The 14,089-nt window shown below is 31.3% G+C and carries 16 protein-coding genes; 10 read left to right on the top strand and 6 right to left on the bottom strand.

The features are described from left to right. The first annotated feature begins 6 nt into the window (after window positions 1–6). The 9 genes from ACFWU4_RS04705 (at window position 7) to ACFWU4_RS04665 (ending at window position 6,808) form a co-directional block, all read left to right on the top strand. Window positions 7–513: a rhodanese-like domain-containing protein gene (locus tag ACFWU4_RS04705; RefSeq protein WP_411125370.1), complete on the top strand. Its 507-nt coding sequence runs from the start codon at window positions 7–9 to the stop codon at window positions 511–513. After that, complete coding sequence (locus ACFWU4_RS04700) at window positions 506–1,105, top strand: TIGR04282 family arsenosugar biosynthesis glycosyltransferase (RefSeq protein WP_411125368.1); 600 nt, start codon at window positions 506–508, stop codon at window positions 1,103–1,105. The genes ACFWU4_RS04705 and ACFWU4_RS04700 overlap by 8 nt, the downstream gene beginning before the upstream one ends. A 5-nt stretch (window positions 1,106–1,110) precedes the next feature. Then, window positions 1,111–1,923, top strand: coding sequence for a purine-nucleoside phosphorylase (locus tag ACFWU4_RS04695; protein WP_411125366.1), 813 nt, complete (start codon window positions 1,111–1,113; stop codon window positions 1,921–1,923). A gap of 26 nt (window positions 1,924–1,949) precedes the next feature. After that, entirely contained in the window at window positions 1,950–2,831 is an 882-nt protein-coding gene (locus tag ACFWU4_RS04690) for a sterol desaturase family protein (RefSeq protein WP_411125364.1), read from the top strand. A gap of 47 nt (window positions 2,832–2,878) precedes the next feature. Continuing rightward, a complete protein-coding gene (locus ACFWU4_RS04685) occupies window positions 2,879–3,766 on the top strand; it encodes a DUF547 domain-containing protein (RefSeq protein ID WP_411125362.1) in 888 nt (295 codons plus the stop codon). Window positions 3,767–3,798: 32 nt separating this feature from the next. Then, window positions 3,799–4,491, top strand: a complete 693-nt coding sequence (locus tag ACFWU4_RS04680; protein WP_411125360.1) for a TIGR04283 family arsenosugar biosynthesis glycosyltransferase — start codon at window positions 3,799–3,801, stop codon at window positions 4,489–4,491. 24 nt (window positions 4,492–4,515) lie between these two features. Beyond that, complete coding sequence (locus ACFWU4_RS04675) at window positions 4,516–5,625, top strand: helix-turn-helix domain-containing protein (protein ID WP_411125358.1); 1,110 nt, start codon at window positions 4,516–4,518, stop codon at window positions 5,623–5,625. Window positions 5,626–5,753: 128 nt separating this feature from the next. Further along, on the top strand, window positions 5,754–6,245 hold the full coding sequence (locus ACFWU4_RS04670; protein WP_411125356.1) for a hypothetical protein: 492 nt from the start codon (window positions 5,754–5,756) through the stop codon (window positions 6,243–6,245). Window positions 6,246–6,247: 2 nt separating this feature from the next. After that, complete coding sequence (locus tag ACFWU4_RS04665) at window positions 6,248–6,808, top strand: YceI family protein (RefSeq protein ID WP_411125354.1); 561 nt, start codon at window positions 6,248–6,250, stop codon at window positions 6,806–6,808. Here the strand turns inward: ACFWU4_RS04665 and ACFWU4_RS04660 are convergent, their stop codons facing one another. Next, the gene (locus tag ACFWU4_RS04660) at window positions 6,809–7,537 is read right to left on the bottom strand and encodes a metallophosphoesterase family protein (RefSeq protein ID WP_411125352.1); all 729 of its coding nucleotides are present in this window, start codon (window positions 7,535–7,537) and stop codon (window positions 6,809–6,811) included. 166 nt (window positions 7,538–7,703) lie between these two features. Here ACFWU4_RS04660 and ACFWU4_RS04655 point away from each other — a divergent pair, with 166 nt between their 5' ends. Then, window positions 7,704–9,236 (top strand): carboxypeptidase-like regulatory domain-containing protein, encoded by a 1,533-nt coding sequence (locus ACFWU4_RS04655; protein WP_411125350.1) that lies wholly within the window; start codon window positions 7,704–7,706, stop codon window positions 9,234–9,236. On the opposite strand, the gene ACFWU4_RS04650 is transcribed toward ACFWU4_RS04655, so the two are convergent. From ACFWU4_RS04650 to ACFWU4_RS04630, 5 genes are all read right to left on the bottom strand, one after another. Then, entirely contained in the window at window positions 9,233–10,495 is a 1,263-nt protein-coding gene (locus ACFWU4_RS04650; RefSeq protein ID WP_411125348.1) for a POTRA domain-containing protein, read from the bottom strand. The genes ACFWU4_RS04655 and ACFWU4_RS04650 overlap by 4 nt on opposite strands. Window positions 10,496–10,559: 64 nt before the next feature. Beyond that, on the bottom strand, window positions 10,560–11,303 hold the full coding sequence (locus ACFWU4_RS04645) for a hypothetical protein (RefSeq protein ID WP_411125346.1): 744 nt from the start codon (window positions 11,301–11,303) through the stop codon (window positions 10,560–10,562). Further along, window positions 11,303–12,310 (bottom strand): glycoside hydrolase family 113, encoded by a 1,008-nt coding sequence (locus ACFWU4_RS04640; protein ID WP_411125344.1) that lies wholly within the window; start codon window positions 12,308–12,310, stop codon window positions 11,303–11,305. The genes ACFWU4_RS04645 and ACFWU4_RS04640 overlap by 1 nt, the downstream gene beginning before the upstream one ends. A gap of 34 nt (window positions 12,311–12,344) precedes the next feature. Continuing rightward, a complete protein-coding gene (locus ACFWU4_RS04635; RefSeq protein ID WP_411125342.1) occupies window positions 12,345–13,244 on the bottom strand; it encodes a hypothetical protein in 900 nt (299 codons plus the stop codon). Window positions 13,245–13,283: 39 nt separating this feature from the next. Beyond that, the gene (locus ACFWU4_RS04630; RefSeq protein ID WP_411125340.1) at window positions 13,284–13,994 is read right to left on the bottom strand and encodes a DUF547 domain-containing protein; all 711 of its coding nucleotides are present in this window, start codon (window positions 13,992–13,994) and stop codon (window positions 13,284–13,286) included. Window positions 13,995–14,089 lie beyond the last annotated feature (95 nt).

Below are 14,089 nucleotides of genomic sequence, written 5' to 3'. Positions count from 1 at the left end.
AGTATTATGAAAAAATTAGTATTACTTGCTATTTTCTTTGCATCATTTTCAATCGAGGCTCAAAACTCAATTGATGAGTTGCTCAAATCTTACAATACAGAATCGGTGCCATATATGACCGTACAGGAATTGGCAATGCCTAAAACTGATGCTGTTATTTTAGATTCGAGAGAACCAAAAGAGTATGAAGTAAGTCATATCTCAAATGCGATTAACGTAGGATATGATCATTTTGATATAAATGCTATACAGAATGTAGTAAAAGATAAATCCAAGGTTATTGTGGTGTATTGTTCAGTTGGTATTCGTTCTGAAGATATTGGTGAAAAACTCAAAGATGCAGGTTATACAAATGTTTATAATCTTTTTGGTGGCATTTTTGAATGGAAAAATAAAGGGTTTACCGTATATGATTCAGAAAATAAAGAAACTAAAAAAGTACATACTTTTTCTAAAGCTTGGAGCAAGTGGCTAAAAAAAGGCAAAAAAGTTTACGGTAAAAAGAATGGGTAAAAAAGCACTAATCATTTTTACTAGAAATCCTGAATTGGGTAAGTGTAAGACACGACTTGCTAAAACCCTTGGAGATAAATCAACTTTAGATATATACAACCATTTACTAAAACATACGGCTACAGTATCTAAAGAAGTTAAGGCCAGTCGCTATGTATTTTATTCTGAAACAATAAACCATTATGACATATGGGATTCAAATACATACTACAAAAAATTACAAAAAGGAGAAGACCTAGGTGAACGTATGAAAAATGCGTTTTCAGAGTTGTTTAAATCCGGTTACCAAAAAGCAATTATAATCGGGAGCGATTTATTAGACTTAAATGCTTCGCTTATTGAAAAAGCCTTTAGAGAATTAGACCATAATGATGTTGTTATAGGGCCTGCAGAAGACGGAGGTTATTATCTTCTAGGCTCAAAGAAAATTCATAGTAGTATTTTTGAAAACAAAAAATGGGGAACCGAAACCGTAAGAATGGCAACCTTGAAGGACTTAGAAAACAGCAATGTACATTTGTTAAAAGTTTTAAATGATATCGATACCTTTGAAGACATGAAGCATTATGAAGAACTTAAAAAATATTACTAAACATCATGATTAAATACATTACGGAAAGTACTGAATATTTAAAAAATAAGGGTTTTGATAACCCAGAGGTTGGCATCATTTTAGGCACAGGATTAGGGCAACTTATTAGTGAAATTGATATTATTGCGGAGGCGAGCTATAATCACATTCCAAATTTCCCAACTGCAACGGTAGAATTCCATAAAGGAAAGCTTATTTACGGTATTCTTGGAGGTAAAAAAGTTGTTGTTATGCAAGGACGCTTCCATGTTTATGAAGGTTATACGTTACAGGATGTAACATTTCCTGTAAGAATTATGGAAAAACTAGGCATCAAAACACTTTTAGTCTCTAATGCCGCTGGTGCAATAAACTTAGATTTTAAGAAAGGTGAATTAATGCTAATTGATGACCATATTAATCTACAAGGTAACTCACCACTAGCATTTAAAGGCGTGTCTGAATTAGGAGAACGCTTCACAGACATGAGCGCCCCTTATGATGCAGAAATTAATTCTAAAATTGAAACTATAGCAAACAAGCACAATGTAACGTTACACAAAGGAGTTTACGCAAGTGTTGTTGGTCCTCAATTAGAAACGCGTGCTGAGTACCGAATGCTTAAAATTATTGGCGCTGATGCTGTTGGTATGAGCACTGTTCCAGAAATCATAGTTGCTAACCATTTAGGCTTAAGAGTATCCGCTGTTTCAGTATTAACTGATGAGTGTGATCCTGATAATCTAAAACCTGTTGATATTGGAGAAATAATTGCAATGGCTGCAAAAGCAGAACCAGATATGATTAAGCTATTTACAGAATTAATTGAACAACTTTAAAGTAGAGTCCCACGTTTAAATTACACATGGAAAAGTACATAGACATAATAAAAAATTCATATTCGGGATACTGGAACTATCTTAAATACGAACTCATTGATCTCAATCATTGGGATAATTATTTTTATGGTCTTATTGCTATATCACTTATCGTTTGGTTGTTAGAAATTGTGTTTCCATGGCGAAAAAATCAATCTATATTTAGAAAGGACTTTTGGTTAGACACTTTTTACATGTTTTTCAACTTTTTTATACTCAATCTTATAATTCTTATTGCCTTATCAAATACGGTTGCAGCGTTTTTTAGCGATATTTTATCAAGTTTAGGATTAACAATTTCTGGCCTTCAAGTATTTGATGTGGATGATCTACCAAAATGGATAGGTTTAACTATTTTCTTTATAGTTTCAGATTTTGTACAATGGAATACGCATCGTTTATTACACCGATTTGAGTGGCTTTGGAATTTTCATAAAGTACATCACTCAGTTAAAGAAATGGGCTTTGCCGCACATCTACGTTACCATTGGATGGAACCTGTAGTTTATAAATCACTTCTATATATTCCGATTGCTATTATAGGTGGTTTTGATGCACAAGATGTTGCTATTGTTTATTTCTTCAGTATCGCAATAGGTCATCTTAACCATGCGAACTTAGGATGGGATTATGGATTTCTAAAATACATTTTCAATAATCCGAAAATGCACATTTGGCATCATGCTAAAGATCTTCCTCAACATGTAAGGTATGGTGTTAATTTTGGACTAACATTAAGTCTTTGGGATTACATTTTTAAAACAAACTATATACCGCACAGTGGTAGAGATATAGAATTAGGTTTTGAAGGTGATGAAACGTTTCCAAAAGATTTTGTAAGTCAGGAATTATATCCATTAAAAAAATAAGTTGTCATTGCTGTGAAGGCAGTAATCTCTTCAAAGAATAAATATATATGAAACATATAGCAATCATAGTATTAATCTTGTTTCTAAGTTCGTGCTCAGGAACAAAAAATACGATTGAAAAACAAAAAATACCAAAAAACAAAGCTTTAATAGTGACTGAAGTTCCTGATTTGACTGAAAAAAAAGATGATATTAAAGCTGAGAATACTGAAATAATAGAGGAAAATATTATTAGTGAAAATGATTCATTAGGATTCAATCAAATATTAAGTAAACGAATCCTAACAGAACACCAACTTTGGGATGAACTTCTTCAAAAACACGTTTCTGAAAATGGAGACGTTAACTACGATAGTTTTAAAGAAGAACATATAGAGTTGTTGGGATATATTAAGCTTTTAAAAATTTCTTACGAAAAAAGAAATTTAGTCACCAAAAGACCGCAAAACGAATTACTCGCCTATTGGATTAACGCCTACAATGCTCTAACGATAGATTTAATAATTCGGAATTACCCACTAAAAAGCATCAAAGACATTAAAGATCCTTGGGATCAACGACTTTGGAAATTTGGTGATAAATGGCTTAATCTTAATGATATTGAACATAAGATCCTACGAAAAATGGACGAACCACGAATTCATTTTGCAATCGTTTGTGCTTCAGAATCTTGTCCTAAATTACAAAACGAAGCCTTCAATGCTGAGAATTTAGAAGAACAACTTACCAATGCTACTAAAGAATTTCTCTCTGATACTTCAAAAAATGAGATTTCTCAAAATAATGTAAAACTATCCAAAATCTTTAAATGGTTTAAAAAGGATTTTGAACAAAACGGATCTCTTATCGACTTTATAAATCAATATTCTGAGATAACTATTTCTGATAAAGCAAAAAAGAACTTTAAAGATTACAGTTGGGAACTAAACAATTAAAACTCACGGCATAGTTTTTTCGTAAGTAGTGTATGATAAGTATTATAATACCCGTTTTAAATGAGTCTGCAACAATTAAAGAGTTGATCTTTTATCTCATTGATAATACTTCATTAAATTCAATATCCGAGATTATTGTTGTTGATGGAGGCAGCACAGACGCAACACTTGCGATAGTTAAAGATTTAAATTTAGATATAGTTCTCATAAATTCTGAAAAAGGAAGAGCTAAACAAATGAATGCTGGTGCAAAAATAGCGAAAGGGCGTATCCTCTACTTTTTACACGCCGATTCTTTTCCGCCAAACAGGTACGATACATTAATACTAAATGAAGTAAAAAATGGCAATAATGCAGGCTGTTTTAGAATGCAATTTGACAGTAACCATTGGTGGTTGCGTCTGGCAAGTTGGTTAACACAATTTAGTTGGCGCGCTTGCAGAGGTGGAGATCAAAGTCAATTTATAACTAAAGGACTTTTTAATGAAATTGGTGGCTATGACGAGCGTTACATCATCTATGAAGACAATATTTTAATAAACGAACTCTATTCTCGAGATGAATTTGTAGTCATAAATAAAAAACTAAAAACTTCAGCGCGGCTGTATAAAAAGCATGGAGTATGGAAAGTACAATACCACTTTTGGACTATTTACATAAGAAAATGGTTTGGTGCTTCAGCCGAAGATTTACACCGATACTATAAAAAGACTATTGCATCCTAAATCATCTTATGTATCTTTAGAGAGATGAAACCTCTTGAGATTTTTCTTGTCATTCTTTTATCTATTGGAGCTATTCAAGGTATTATTTATGGGTTTATTTTATGGAGAAACAAAAACATAAATCAAACTGCTAATAAATTTTTAGCAGTAATTCTTTGGTTTTTTGCATATAGACTTTTAGTGGAAGTCCTCAAATTATTTGGTGTTGGTTACTATGACACTTGGTATCATATATTATTAGAGTATAATTGGATTTATGGTGCTCTAATTTTCTTTTTTATTAAAGCTTATGTAACACCAAAATTTAAAATTAATTTCAATAAAGACTTGATTCATTTTGTTCCAGTAATTATAGAATTCGTTTGGAGTAACTTTATTAAATCACAAAATTTCTTTTGGGATGGTAGTCGTGAGAGTCTCTCTTGGCTTGGATATTGGGGCTATATTGTTTGGATGCAGTTACCAACGCAATATCTTATAAGTGCAGCGCTCATTGCATTCTACATCCATAAATCTGAAAAATTACTGCAAAAAACAAATTCTCAAGGCTATATGATAATTGTTGAAAACACAAAGTGGATAAAACGATTATTAAAAATCATGAAGTACTATGCGATCGGTGTTATTGTAATAGTAATGATAGATTATTTGTTCTTTAATTATGCTTTCAATCGTTTTTATCACTATCCTATTTTTATCGGTATGGCATTAATTACATATTGGTTAGGTATCGCTGGGTTTAATAAAAAAGACAATGAGGTTATAAGGTTAAAGACGGTTTTAGATCCTAAAGAAAAGCTACAATTAGAAAACATAGCATCAAAAATCACAATTTTAATGAAGGAAAAGAAAGCCTATAAAAATCCCGATATTACGCTTTCTAGTTTTTCTAAGCAACTTAACGAAAAATCGTATTTAACTACAAGGTGCCTTAATACTATATTCGAAAAAAAATTCAATGATTTTATTAATCAATATCGCATTGAAGAATTAAAAAGGCTTTTAAAAGATCCGAAAAACAGCAATTTTACATTATTAAGTTTGGCATTTGAAGCTGGTTTTAACTCAAAAGCCTCATTTAATCGTGCTGTAAAGAAATTAACAGGTAAACCACCAAGTGCCCTAAAAGCTTAATAAAGCTGGTCTCATCTTCTTAATTGAAACCTATATTATTTCTAAAAAAGGTCTCAAATCTTTAATCGAGTCGACTTGCGTTAGGTATTACAGCATCTTTGTTTCATCAATTAAAAAATCTTATAAAGATGAAAACAAACTTCACATTCGCTTTATGCTTTCTTATTCAACTTGCTACAGGACAAGTAGATTACGGAACACCGGAAAATGAAACTATACCTGAAAAGTTGAAAAATTTAGAAGTCGCAATTGAAGTGATACATTTTCCTAAAGAAAATGATCCTATTAAAATAAAAGACAAATACTATTGGAAGCATGCCACTGCCATTTTATCTAAAAATAGTGCCGTTAAAATAATAGAGTATGGCGCCTACTTATTTTACAACAACCAATGGCATCTCCGTAAATCCTATGGTCTAAAAGATTTAGACAAAAACTTTGGGACAAAAAAACAAATCTTGCTACAAGGCGAACCCTATGTATGGTCTAAAAATTGGCGTGTAGACAAAAGGCTCTTTGGAGGTTGGGCCATGTGGTACTTTATTGGAATCAATGAAAACGGAGATACTGTATGCGGCTACGAAACTATTAACACAACATCTAATCTTTTAAACCAATAATTATGAGAATTAAAAATATTACAACCCTATTCATATGCTCCCTAATATCAATACTTACGTTTGGGCAGAGTAAATCAATCGACACAAAAAAAAGCACTTTAGAATGGACAGGTAAAGCCGCTTTTAATGCATACGCTCTTTCAGGAACATTAAAAGCAAAAAGTGGAGAAATTCTCATTGAGAATGACTCAATTAAAACACTTAAAATAGTCATAGACATGAAAAGCTTAAACCACGAAAACAAAGATTTAAAAAGTCATTTAAGAGGCAAAGATTTTTTTGAAGTGAAGACTTACACAAAAGCCATTTTTTTGTTAGAGGACGCTGTAAGAATACAAAATAGAACTGCCAAATTAAGAGGTAAGCTGACTATAAAAGATATTACAAAAACCGAGACGTTCACGATAAAGTTAGATGAAGTTTATTCAGAATTAACCTTTGATATCACCATTGATCGCACTGATTATGGTGTAAAATTTAACTCACCTAGTTTTTTCAAAAAAATGAAAGAAAATGCTATTGCAGATGACTTTAAATTAAAGGGAAGTCTTAAATTAAATTAGTTATTTATTTCTACCTTTTTCGTTAGGATACAAATCTTTCAAAATATCACTTTGAAAGATTTCTTTTGTCTCTATATCTATTGCAGATAATCTACCTGTAAAAGCCGCACCAGTATCAATGTTCCAAACATTTACTGCGTTCATAGGATGCATTTTAAAATAGTTTATGGTTGGTGTATGACCAATGTAAATTTCTGAATAATGTTTAAGTCTATTTGGATAACGTTTTGAATCTCTTTTTATTCGGCTATCCATAGTTAATGCCATTTCCCAAAGTGTACGGTCAAAATAAAAACTTTGAACTTGAAACTCACGTTCCACACCTTGCATTGATGTAAAACCTGCATGTACAAATAAACGTTTTTTATCATCTAGGTAATATAAAGGCATGCTCTCAAAAAAATGAAGATGCGTCTTTTTCTGTTCGTTGGAGAAGCCAGCATAACTTTCAATAGTCTCTTTACCGCCATGCATGTACCAAGTTTCATTTACAAAATCTTCCGCTAACCATTGCTCACACCACACATCATGATTGCCTTTTATAAATATGCATGTATTAATCTTTGATAACTCAATTAAATACTGAATAACTTGGGCAGATTCACTCCAGCCATCTACGTAATCACCCATAAAAATAAGTGTATCTTCATTAGTAACTTTGGCATTTTCTAGAACTTGTACCAAAGCTTTTAACCCTCCATGGATATCACCAATCGCTAATATTCTCATTTTTTATTTTTTTCCTATGCTAAAATTAAGGTATAAAGTATGGATAAACTAAGATTCTTAATTATTCTTAAAGTTGTTAAACTTAAGATAAATCTTACTTAACAAAGATTTAAAATAGGCTTCATAATTGTTTCAATCTAATACTTTGCCGTCAAAATCAATCAAAATGAAAATCAATCACATTCTAATCAGCCTCACTTTTATTTTAACATCAATCACTTATGGCCAAGAAACGTTTTCTTCAAAACTTTTAGATTCTATTACAAAAGAACCTATTCCATTTGCTTCGATTCAATTCAATTCAAAATCTGGAGTTATTAGTAACGACAATGGTGAGTTTAATATTACTATAAAACGTAAGATAAGATCTGACGACGCATTAGTTATTAGCTGTTTGGGTTATGAGCAAAAGCAAGTCCTATTGTTTGACTTTAATAGTGAAATCATTTATTTAAAACCTAAAACCTTTAGTCTAGATGAAGTTTTAGTCACAAATAAAGAATATACTATTGACGAAATCCTCAATAAAATTAAAGAAGGTTTAGCCACTAATTACGAATTTGAATATGCCAAGCGCAAATTATTTTTTAGAGAATCGTATTATACCAAAATGGATAAATATGATGTAACGTTAGGGAAATCATCCATTCCAGAAATTAATCAGCAACTGATTGATAGTTTATTAGATATTGTACCAAAAAGCAATAGCAATCACACGGAAATCTTAGGCGAATTGTACGGGAAGATTGAACCTAAGCAATATCAGAAAATGGAAATCTTAAAAGCATGCCGTTTAAATGACCAGTCCTCTGAAATTAATTTAGATAATTATGAAAAACGATTTAATGATATCTTTAAAAAGTATGTAAAGCGCGATTCTTACTTTAAAATAAAATCGGGATGGTTTAGTGTTAAAGAAGAAATGGATTCTTCAATGTTTGGTGATAAAAAAGAGAAAGAAAATAAAGTTACTGAAGCCATTATCGCTGAAAAAAAGAAAAAAGACTCCATTAGAAAACTTGGTTTCTTACGCTGGCGCAAAATGATGATACACAATTTTGAAAACAACAACTTCATTGATGAAGAAAATGACCTCAACTTTATTCATAAATCTAGACGTTACGAATTTGAAATATCAGATTATGCATATATCAATAATATGTTTGTTTACGTCATAACCTTTAAACCAAAGCGCAGTGAAGATTTTGCTGGCACCATTTATGTAAACACGGCCGACTTTGCCATTTTAAGAGTTGATTATAAAAATGTAAAACCTCTAAGTCGTTTTGCCTTGCTCGGTATATCAATGAAAAAGTATTTAAAAGAAGGGACTATCATTTTTGAAAAAAACAGTAATGATAAATATGCTCTAAAATATATAGATGAGACATTTGGAGAACAAGTTGGCGTAAGACGTCCTTTTAAGGTTATTGAAAAAAACAAAAATGTTAGTGGACGTCGTAAACAAAATGAACTAAAAGGTGATATTAATTTTGTAGTTAGAAATATTGAAAAAACAGAACTCGTGATTTTTGAAACAGAAATAATTTCAGAATCTGACTTTAAAACCTTTAAAGAAAATGCACTGGTAACACCAATATATCTAAAGCAATATGATCCTAATTTTTGGAAAGGCTATAATATTATAGAACCTAATCAAGCCATTAAAGATTTTAAAGCCATTGAAATAGGCGATTAAAAATACTGACCAATTCCAAATACTAGTCCTTGTGTAGAATCTGGTGTAATACCAATTCCATAATCTATTCTAAAAATAGCGTTGAATATTTTTTTATGAATGAAACGAAGACCTAAACCTGGGTAAACACGCAAGTTTTGAGAGTCACCAAAATCGCCAAGATCACCACCAGGGTTTCTCCAACTACCGGCATCAATAAAAGCATTCCCTTGTAAGGCAAACCAACCTTTTTCATATAGCGTATGACGATATTCTGTGTTTAAAACAATTGCAGCAGTACCTCTATCTATAATGTTACCTACACCTCTAATATTCAGATTATTATCTACGGCAAATGGTGCAAACGGTGTTTCATCATTGGTCGCTATTCCTAATCGTAATCTATTTGCCCAGTTTCCCCTTTTTCCGAAACGTTTAAAATATTGAAAATCATTCCATCCAATTAAAAAATCTGGTAGCTGAGCATCATCTGTTGAATGTACATATTGAAAATTGAAAATACTCCTAAAGCCTTCAATATACTGATAATCGTAGTTGAGGTTATTATATTCATAAATTAACTTATAAAGCATCTTTTTTACACGTAATGCCTGTGGAATATTTGGATTTGTAGCCCCAGATTTGTACTCATAATCTTCTGTAAAAAAATTGAGTCCCGCTTCAATTCTATTATTAAAGTCAATTTGATATAAACCCAAAACTTCTATCGACTCATTATTATATTTATAATCGGCAGTCGTATTGTCAAAAAAGACAGGTTCTTGTGTGGTTAAATTCTGGAAGTTTATGGCCAAACCTAATTTTCGAGAAAATAGAAATGGAGCTCTTAAATTAAAGGCATAAGAATCATAAATATCTTTTTGATAAAAACCACCAAATGTAATATTCTGACCAAATAAATTAAATTCATACAAGCCTAATCGATATGCAAATTCATCATCATTTGTGGTATAAACATTCGCAGAAGGAATAATTGTGAAATTTTCTTCAATGTTATAAAACACGTTATATTCATTTGGTGATTCAGCCGGAAAAACTTGATAGTAGGCATGTGCAATTGAAGGTAAACGTTTTAAAAGTCTTATGTCCTCCTCAATTATTGATGAATCTAATACCACTCCAGGTTTTACATTAGACACCTTCTTAATAAAAGAAGATTTCAATTTTTTATTACCCTGTATTTTTAAATCTGCTACCTTAAAGTTTTGCGCATTTATATAACTAGAGACTAGAATTAGTAAAAGAAGTATACGTTTCATGTAATGGTTAATTGACTCTTTGGTCGTCTTCAATTAATAAACTTACTAATTTTATGGTATATTATTATTCAGCTATAAACTCACGTTTATAGACTGTATTTACCCAATTATCTATACTAACATCCATTATAGTAATATTAAAAATTTCTCCTGGTTCTAGTCCTTCTGGTGTACCTTCTGTAATATTTAGAACAACGTTATTTAAATTATAATATTGAAATTCACTATCGTTAGTATAAGTAGCAGATAATACTGTATCATTTACTGTAGTGACTATCTCAAAAAATATAGCATTATTAGCTTCAGAATGTGCCGTCCAATCAAAACTAGGCATTCCTGTTTGGTCTTGATTAATCATAACTTCATCAGTCCATAATGTTGGTTGAAGCACATTTTTTGTACGGATAGGTGTAGAAATATTAATACGATCATTGAGTTCGTAAGTCACTATGATCCATTGCTCTCTATTAAAACTTCTCTTAAATTGTCTAAGGGTACCATCTAAAAAAGGTTCATCTTCAATATTTAGTAGAACGTAGTTTTCAAAATTATTAGGATCTACATTAAAGATATTTGTTTCATAAAACTTAAAGTTAGTTGCACCAGTTTCTGGGTAAAAATATACGTTAAGTAAATCCGTATTATCAATATCATTTGCTGCGCATGCAATTACAGCATCAGTAATAAAGTTCTTCCCTTCTAACTCATCTAATAATGTAATATTATCATTTAAAATAAGTTTTACAGGATCATCTACAATACATGAACTTAGACATAATAGAAAAAATAGACACTTAATTACCTTCATCACTCGTTTTTATAATAACTTTTAATTGTACTTTCTACCGGTTTATTTTGCGGTGTAAACATTGGGTTGTCTATACCACCACTTTTTTCATAGCTGTTAAACCATTTCCAGATAAAACCACCTGCAAACCAATCTTCCTTCCAAAAAGTTTCATACAACGCCTTAGTTGTATTGACTTGAGCATCTAGATTTACTTTATTCATGCTTCGATCAGAAACCCATGGCTTTTTACCTGAATAATCTACACTTCTATAACCATACTCTGTAAATAAAATTGGCTTCTCATACTTTATGGACATATCTTTTATCACTGGCTTGTGCTTTTTCCATCCCTCCATACAATCTTCAAAACTCGGTGTTTGTTTATCACTTACTGGAAAATAAGCATCTACACCTAAGTAATCTAATTGATCCCAAAATGGTGTCCGTTTATATTCATCCCAATTTGCTGCATAAGTCAATTTACCCTTATAAATAGTTTTAATCTTGGTAATTAAAGTATTCCAATATTCTGGTCGGTTTTTTACAAAATTTTCAAGTTCCGTACCAATACATAAAATTTCAGCATTCACTTCCTCTGCAAGCTCAGCGTACTCAATAATAAAACTAGTGTAAGATTTCTCTAAAAGTTTCCAATTAGTTTCATCTGCCATTTCAATGAGTCCTGTGAACTCTCCTCTTCTAACCCAAATTTGAGGCTTTACCATTATCTTAATTTGCTTCTTTCGAAGCTCATCTATATATTGTTTTGCACCAGCTCTCGTTTCACCGAACCATTGCCGCTCTGTATTATGAATAATTTCAGCATGATCTAAGCTTCTCATAAACCCAAATGGCATTATAGCTGCATAATTAGCATTGACATTTACTACAGGCTGCACGTTTGTTTGATCTATTGAACCACCTGATGCGACAAAACTAACACCATTTATTTTTTCTACCTGACCGTTACACGCTGATAACGCTATAAGTAAAACTCCAATAATTAAGCACTTAAAAATTCTCATATGAATCGTAATAAGTGCCTAATTTATGTAAATCTTAAAACAATGCTCTTAATCCTATATTAAAAGTTTGTCCTAATCCTGTATTATTTCCTCTTACAAAGTTTGTGTATAAAGTCTCTATATTTAAAACCTTAGTTAATTGGTATTTTACTCCGCCTCCAATAGCAGTAAAATCTTGTTCGAAATTATTACCAGTATCTATACGTTGTTGATGTTGCATTAATCCAAGAATAGTAAATTTACTACTCGGAAAGTAACTTAAAAATACACCTGGCGTTAAAAGCAAACTGTTGTTAGCAAAACTTCCTTCTATGGTATCAAAATTGCTATCTTGCTCAGATTTTTTTCCAAAATTATACTCCGTATTTAACTCTGTGAAAATTTGCCAGTTTCCACTCGGAAAGGTATAATCATAAAAAAATCGATTCTGAAAAATAAATCCTTTCTGATCTAAAAACACACCGCCATCAGTTTCCTGATCAATTAACGGAATATGAAAAGCTGTCTGTATTGTAAAGTTTGATACGTTCTTTAAGGGATTAAACTTTACTGCTGGCGCAAAAGATGTAAAACCTGAACGTGCTGTGCCAGATTCTCCATCAAAAGAAAATACATCTAATGCATTTCTGTCATTAATAACATTAGATCTAAACTCTAATAGCAACCCAATATTAAATCTATTACTCTCAGATACTCCTGTAAAAACATCTACTGTAGAGGTAAAAAATGTCTGTCTAGGTTCTGTTCCTTCGCTAAATGTACTCTCAGTTTGTGTATAAAGATTATTAAACCATTTAATATCCCATTGTCCTTTATTTAGGAGTTTTGAGGGAGTGTATTCTTGTATAACACTCCTCTGTGCATCTTCATCCTCTTGAGCAAATCCCAAGAAAGAGATCATAACTGCCACTAATACTATATTTAATTTTTTCATTACTAACTTATTTGGTTGTTTATATTATTTATTGTTCAGTTATTGTTTGTTCAAACTCCAGTTATATGAGAAATAACTAAGCTTAAAATCTTTTGACAGTTTTTCAATTCTGTATTCGTTTATAAAATCAATTTCTGATTTATTATTCATTGTAAAATCTTCTTTGTACCACTTCATAATTTCAGAAGCTTCAACTCTTTTCTTTTTTGCATTTACTTTTAAGAAAGATCCGTTTAGTGCTAGCTTAGTTTGGTTTTCTAATTGTACATCTAAAGATTCTGGCAGATATGCCTTATTTATTAATGGTGGACAACCAACTGCACCGCAAACTAATACAAAGTGAAAACGTGCATCTTTAAAGTTTCCTCTTAGTAGTTTGTGTTCAATATCATTTAGAGTAATAGTTTTTCCGCCCAAATTATAAGTTGTTTTATCAAAAAAGCCTTTATTATCCAATGGTGACTTAGTTGGGTAGTTCTCTATAATTCCTTTTATAACAGATAGATTGTAGGCATTAATCCAAAAAGCTTGATAATTATTTGCATCCGCTACTTTAACTGAAACTTCTTCAGCAATTTTAAGAAGTTCATTTAATGAAGTTTGATCTTTATCAATAGCCTTATAAGCTACTTTCCCATCCTTAACATGATCGCTCATAAAAGAATCTGTCTTAGAAAAGAAATTTTCTAAATTCTGCCCACTTAAACTAAAGGTTAATAATACGGTTAAGCAAAAGCTATATAATTTCATAATGTTGATTTTCGTTATTTCTTGGCACTTATGTCGTACTTAAAATCATGGACTTACAAGAATTTAAAAAGATTTTTAGCGTCTCTCTTTGTAAA

The sequence above is a fragment of the Winogradskyella sp. PE311 genome (assembly GCF_046545555.1).
In the GTDB taxonomy this organism is placed as follows: domain Bacteria; phylum Bacteroidota; class Bacteroidia; order Flavobacteriales; family Flavobacteriaceae; genus Winogradskyella.
This window is presented reverse-complemented; position numbering and strand designations above follow the sequence as displayed.

Coding starts and splice junctions, on each gene's coding strand:
- ACFWU4_RS04705 (WP_411125370.1), top strand. CDS start 7: ATGAAAAAATTAGTATTACTTGCTATTTTCTTTGCATCATTTTCAATC.
- ACFWU4_RS04700 (WP_411125368.1), top strand. CDS start 506: ATGGGTAAAAAAGCACTAATCATTTTTACTAGAAATCCTGAATTGGGT.
- ACFWU4_RS04695 (WP_411125366.1), top strand. CDS start 1,111: ATGATTAAATACATTACGGAAAGTACTGAATATTTAAAAAATAAGGGT.
- ACFWU4_RS04690 (WP_411125364.1), top strand. CDS start 1,950: ATGGAAAAGTACATAGACATAATAAAAAATTCATATTCGGGATACTGG.
- ACFWU4_RS04685 (WP_411125362.1), top strand. CDS start 2,879: ATGAAACATATAGCAATCATAGTATTAATCTTGTTTCTAAGTTCGTGC.
- ACFWU4_RS04680 (WP_411125360.1), top strand. CDS start 3,799: ATGATAAGTATTATAATACCCGTTTTAAATGAGTCTGCAACAATTAAA.
- ACFWU4_RS04675 (WP_411125358.1), top strand. CDS start 4,516: ATGAAACCTCTTGAGATTTTTCTTGTCATTCTTTTATCTATTGGAGCT.
- ACFWU4_RS04670 (WP_411125356.1), top strand. CDS start 5,754: ATGAAAACAAACTTCACATTCGCTTTATGCTTTCTTATTCAACTTGCT.
- ACFWU4_RS04665 (WP_411125354.1), top strand. CDS start 6,248: ATGAGAATTAAAAATATTACAACCCTATTCATATGCTCCCTAATATCA.
- ACFWU4_RS04660 (WP_411125352.1), bottom strand. CDS start 7,537: ATGAGAATATTAGCGATTGGTGATATCCATGGAGGGTTAAAAGCTTTG.
- ACFWU4_RS04655 (WP_411125350.1), top strand. CDS start 7,704: ATGAAAATCAATCACATTCTAATCAGCCTCACTTTTATTTTAACATCA.
- ACFWU4_RS04650 (WP_411125348.1), bottom strand. CDS start 10,495: ATGAAACGTATACTTCTTTTACTAATTCTAGTCTCTAGTTATATAAAT.
- ACFWU4_RS04645 (WP_411125346.1), bottom strand. CDS start 11,303: ATGAAGGTAATTAAGTGTCTATTTTTTCTATTATGTCTAAGTTCATGT.
- ACFWU4_RS04640 (WP_411125344.1), bottom strand. CDS start 12,310: ATGAGAATTTTTAAGTGCTTAATTATTGGAGTTTTACTTATAGCGTTA.
- ACFWU4_RS04635 (WP_411125342.1), bottom strand. CDS start 13,244: ATGAAAAAATTAAATATAGTATTAGTGGCAGTTATGATCTCTTTCTTG.
- ACFWU4_RS04630 (WP_411125340.1), bottom strand. CDS start 13,994: ATGAAATTATATAGCTTTTGCTTAACCGTATTATTAACCTTTAGTTTA.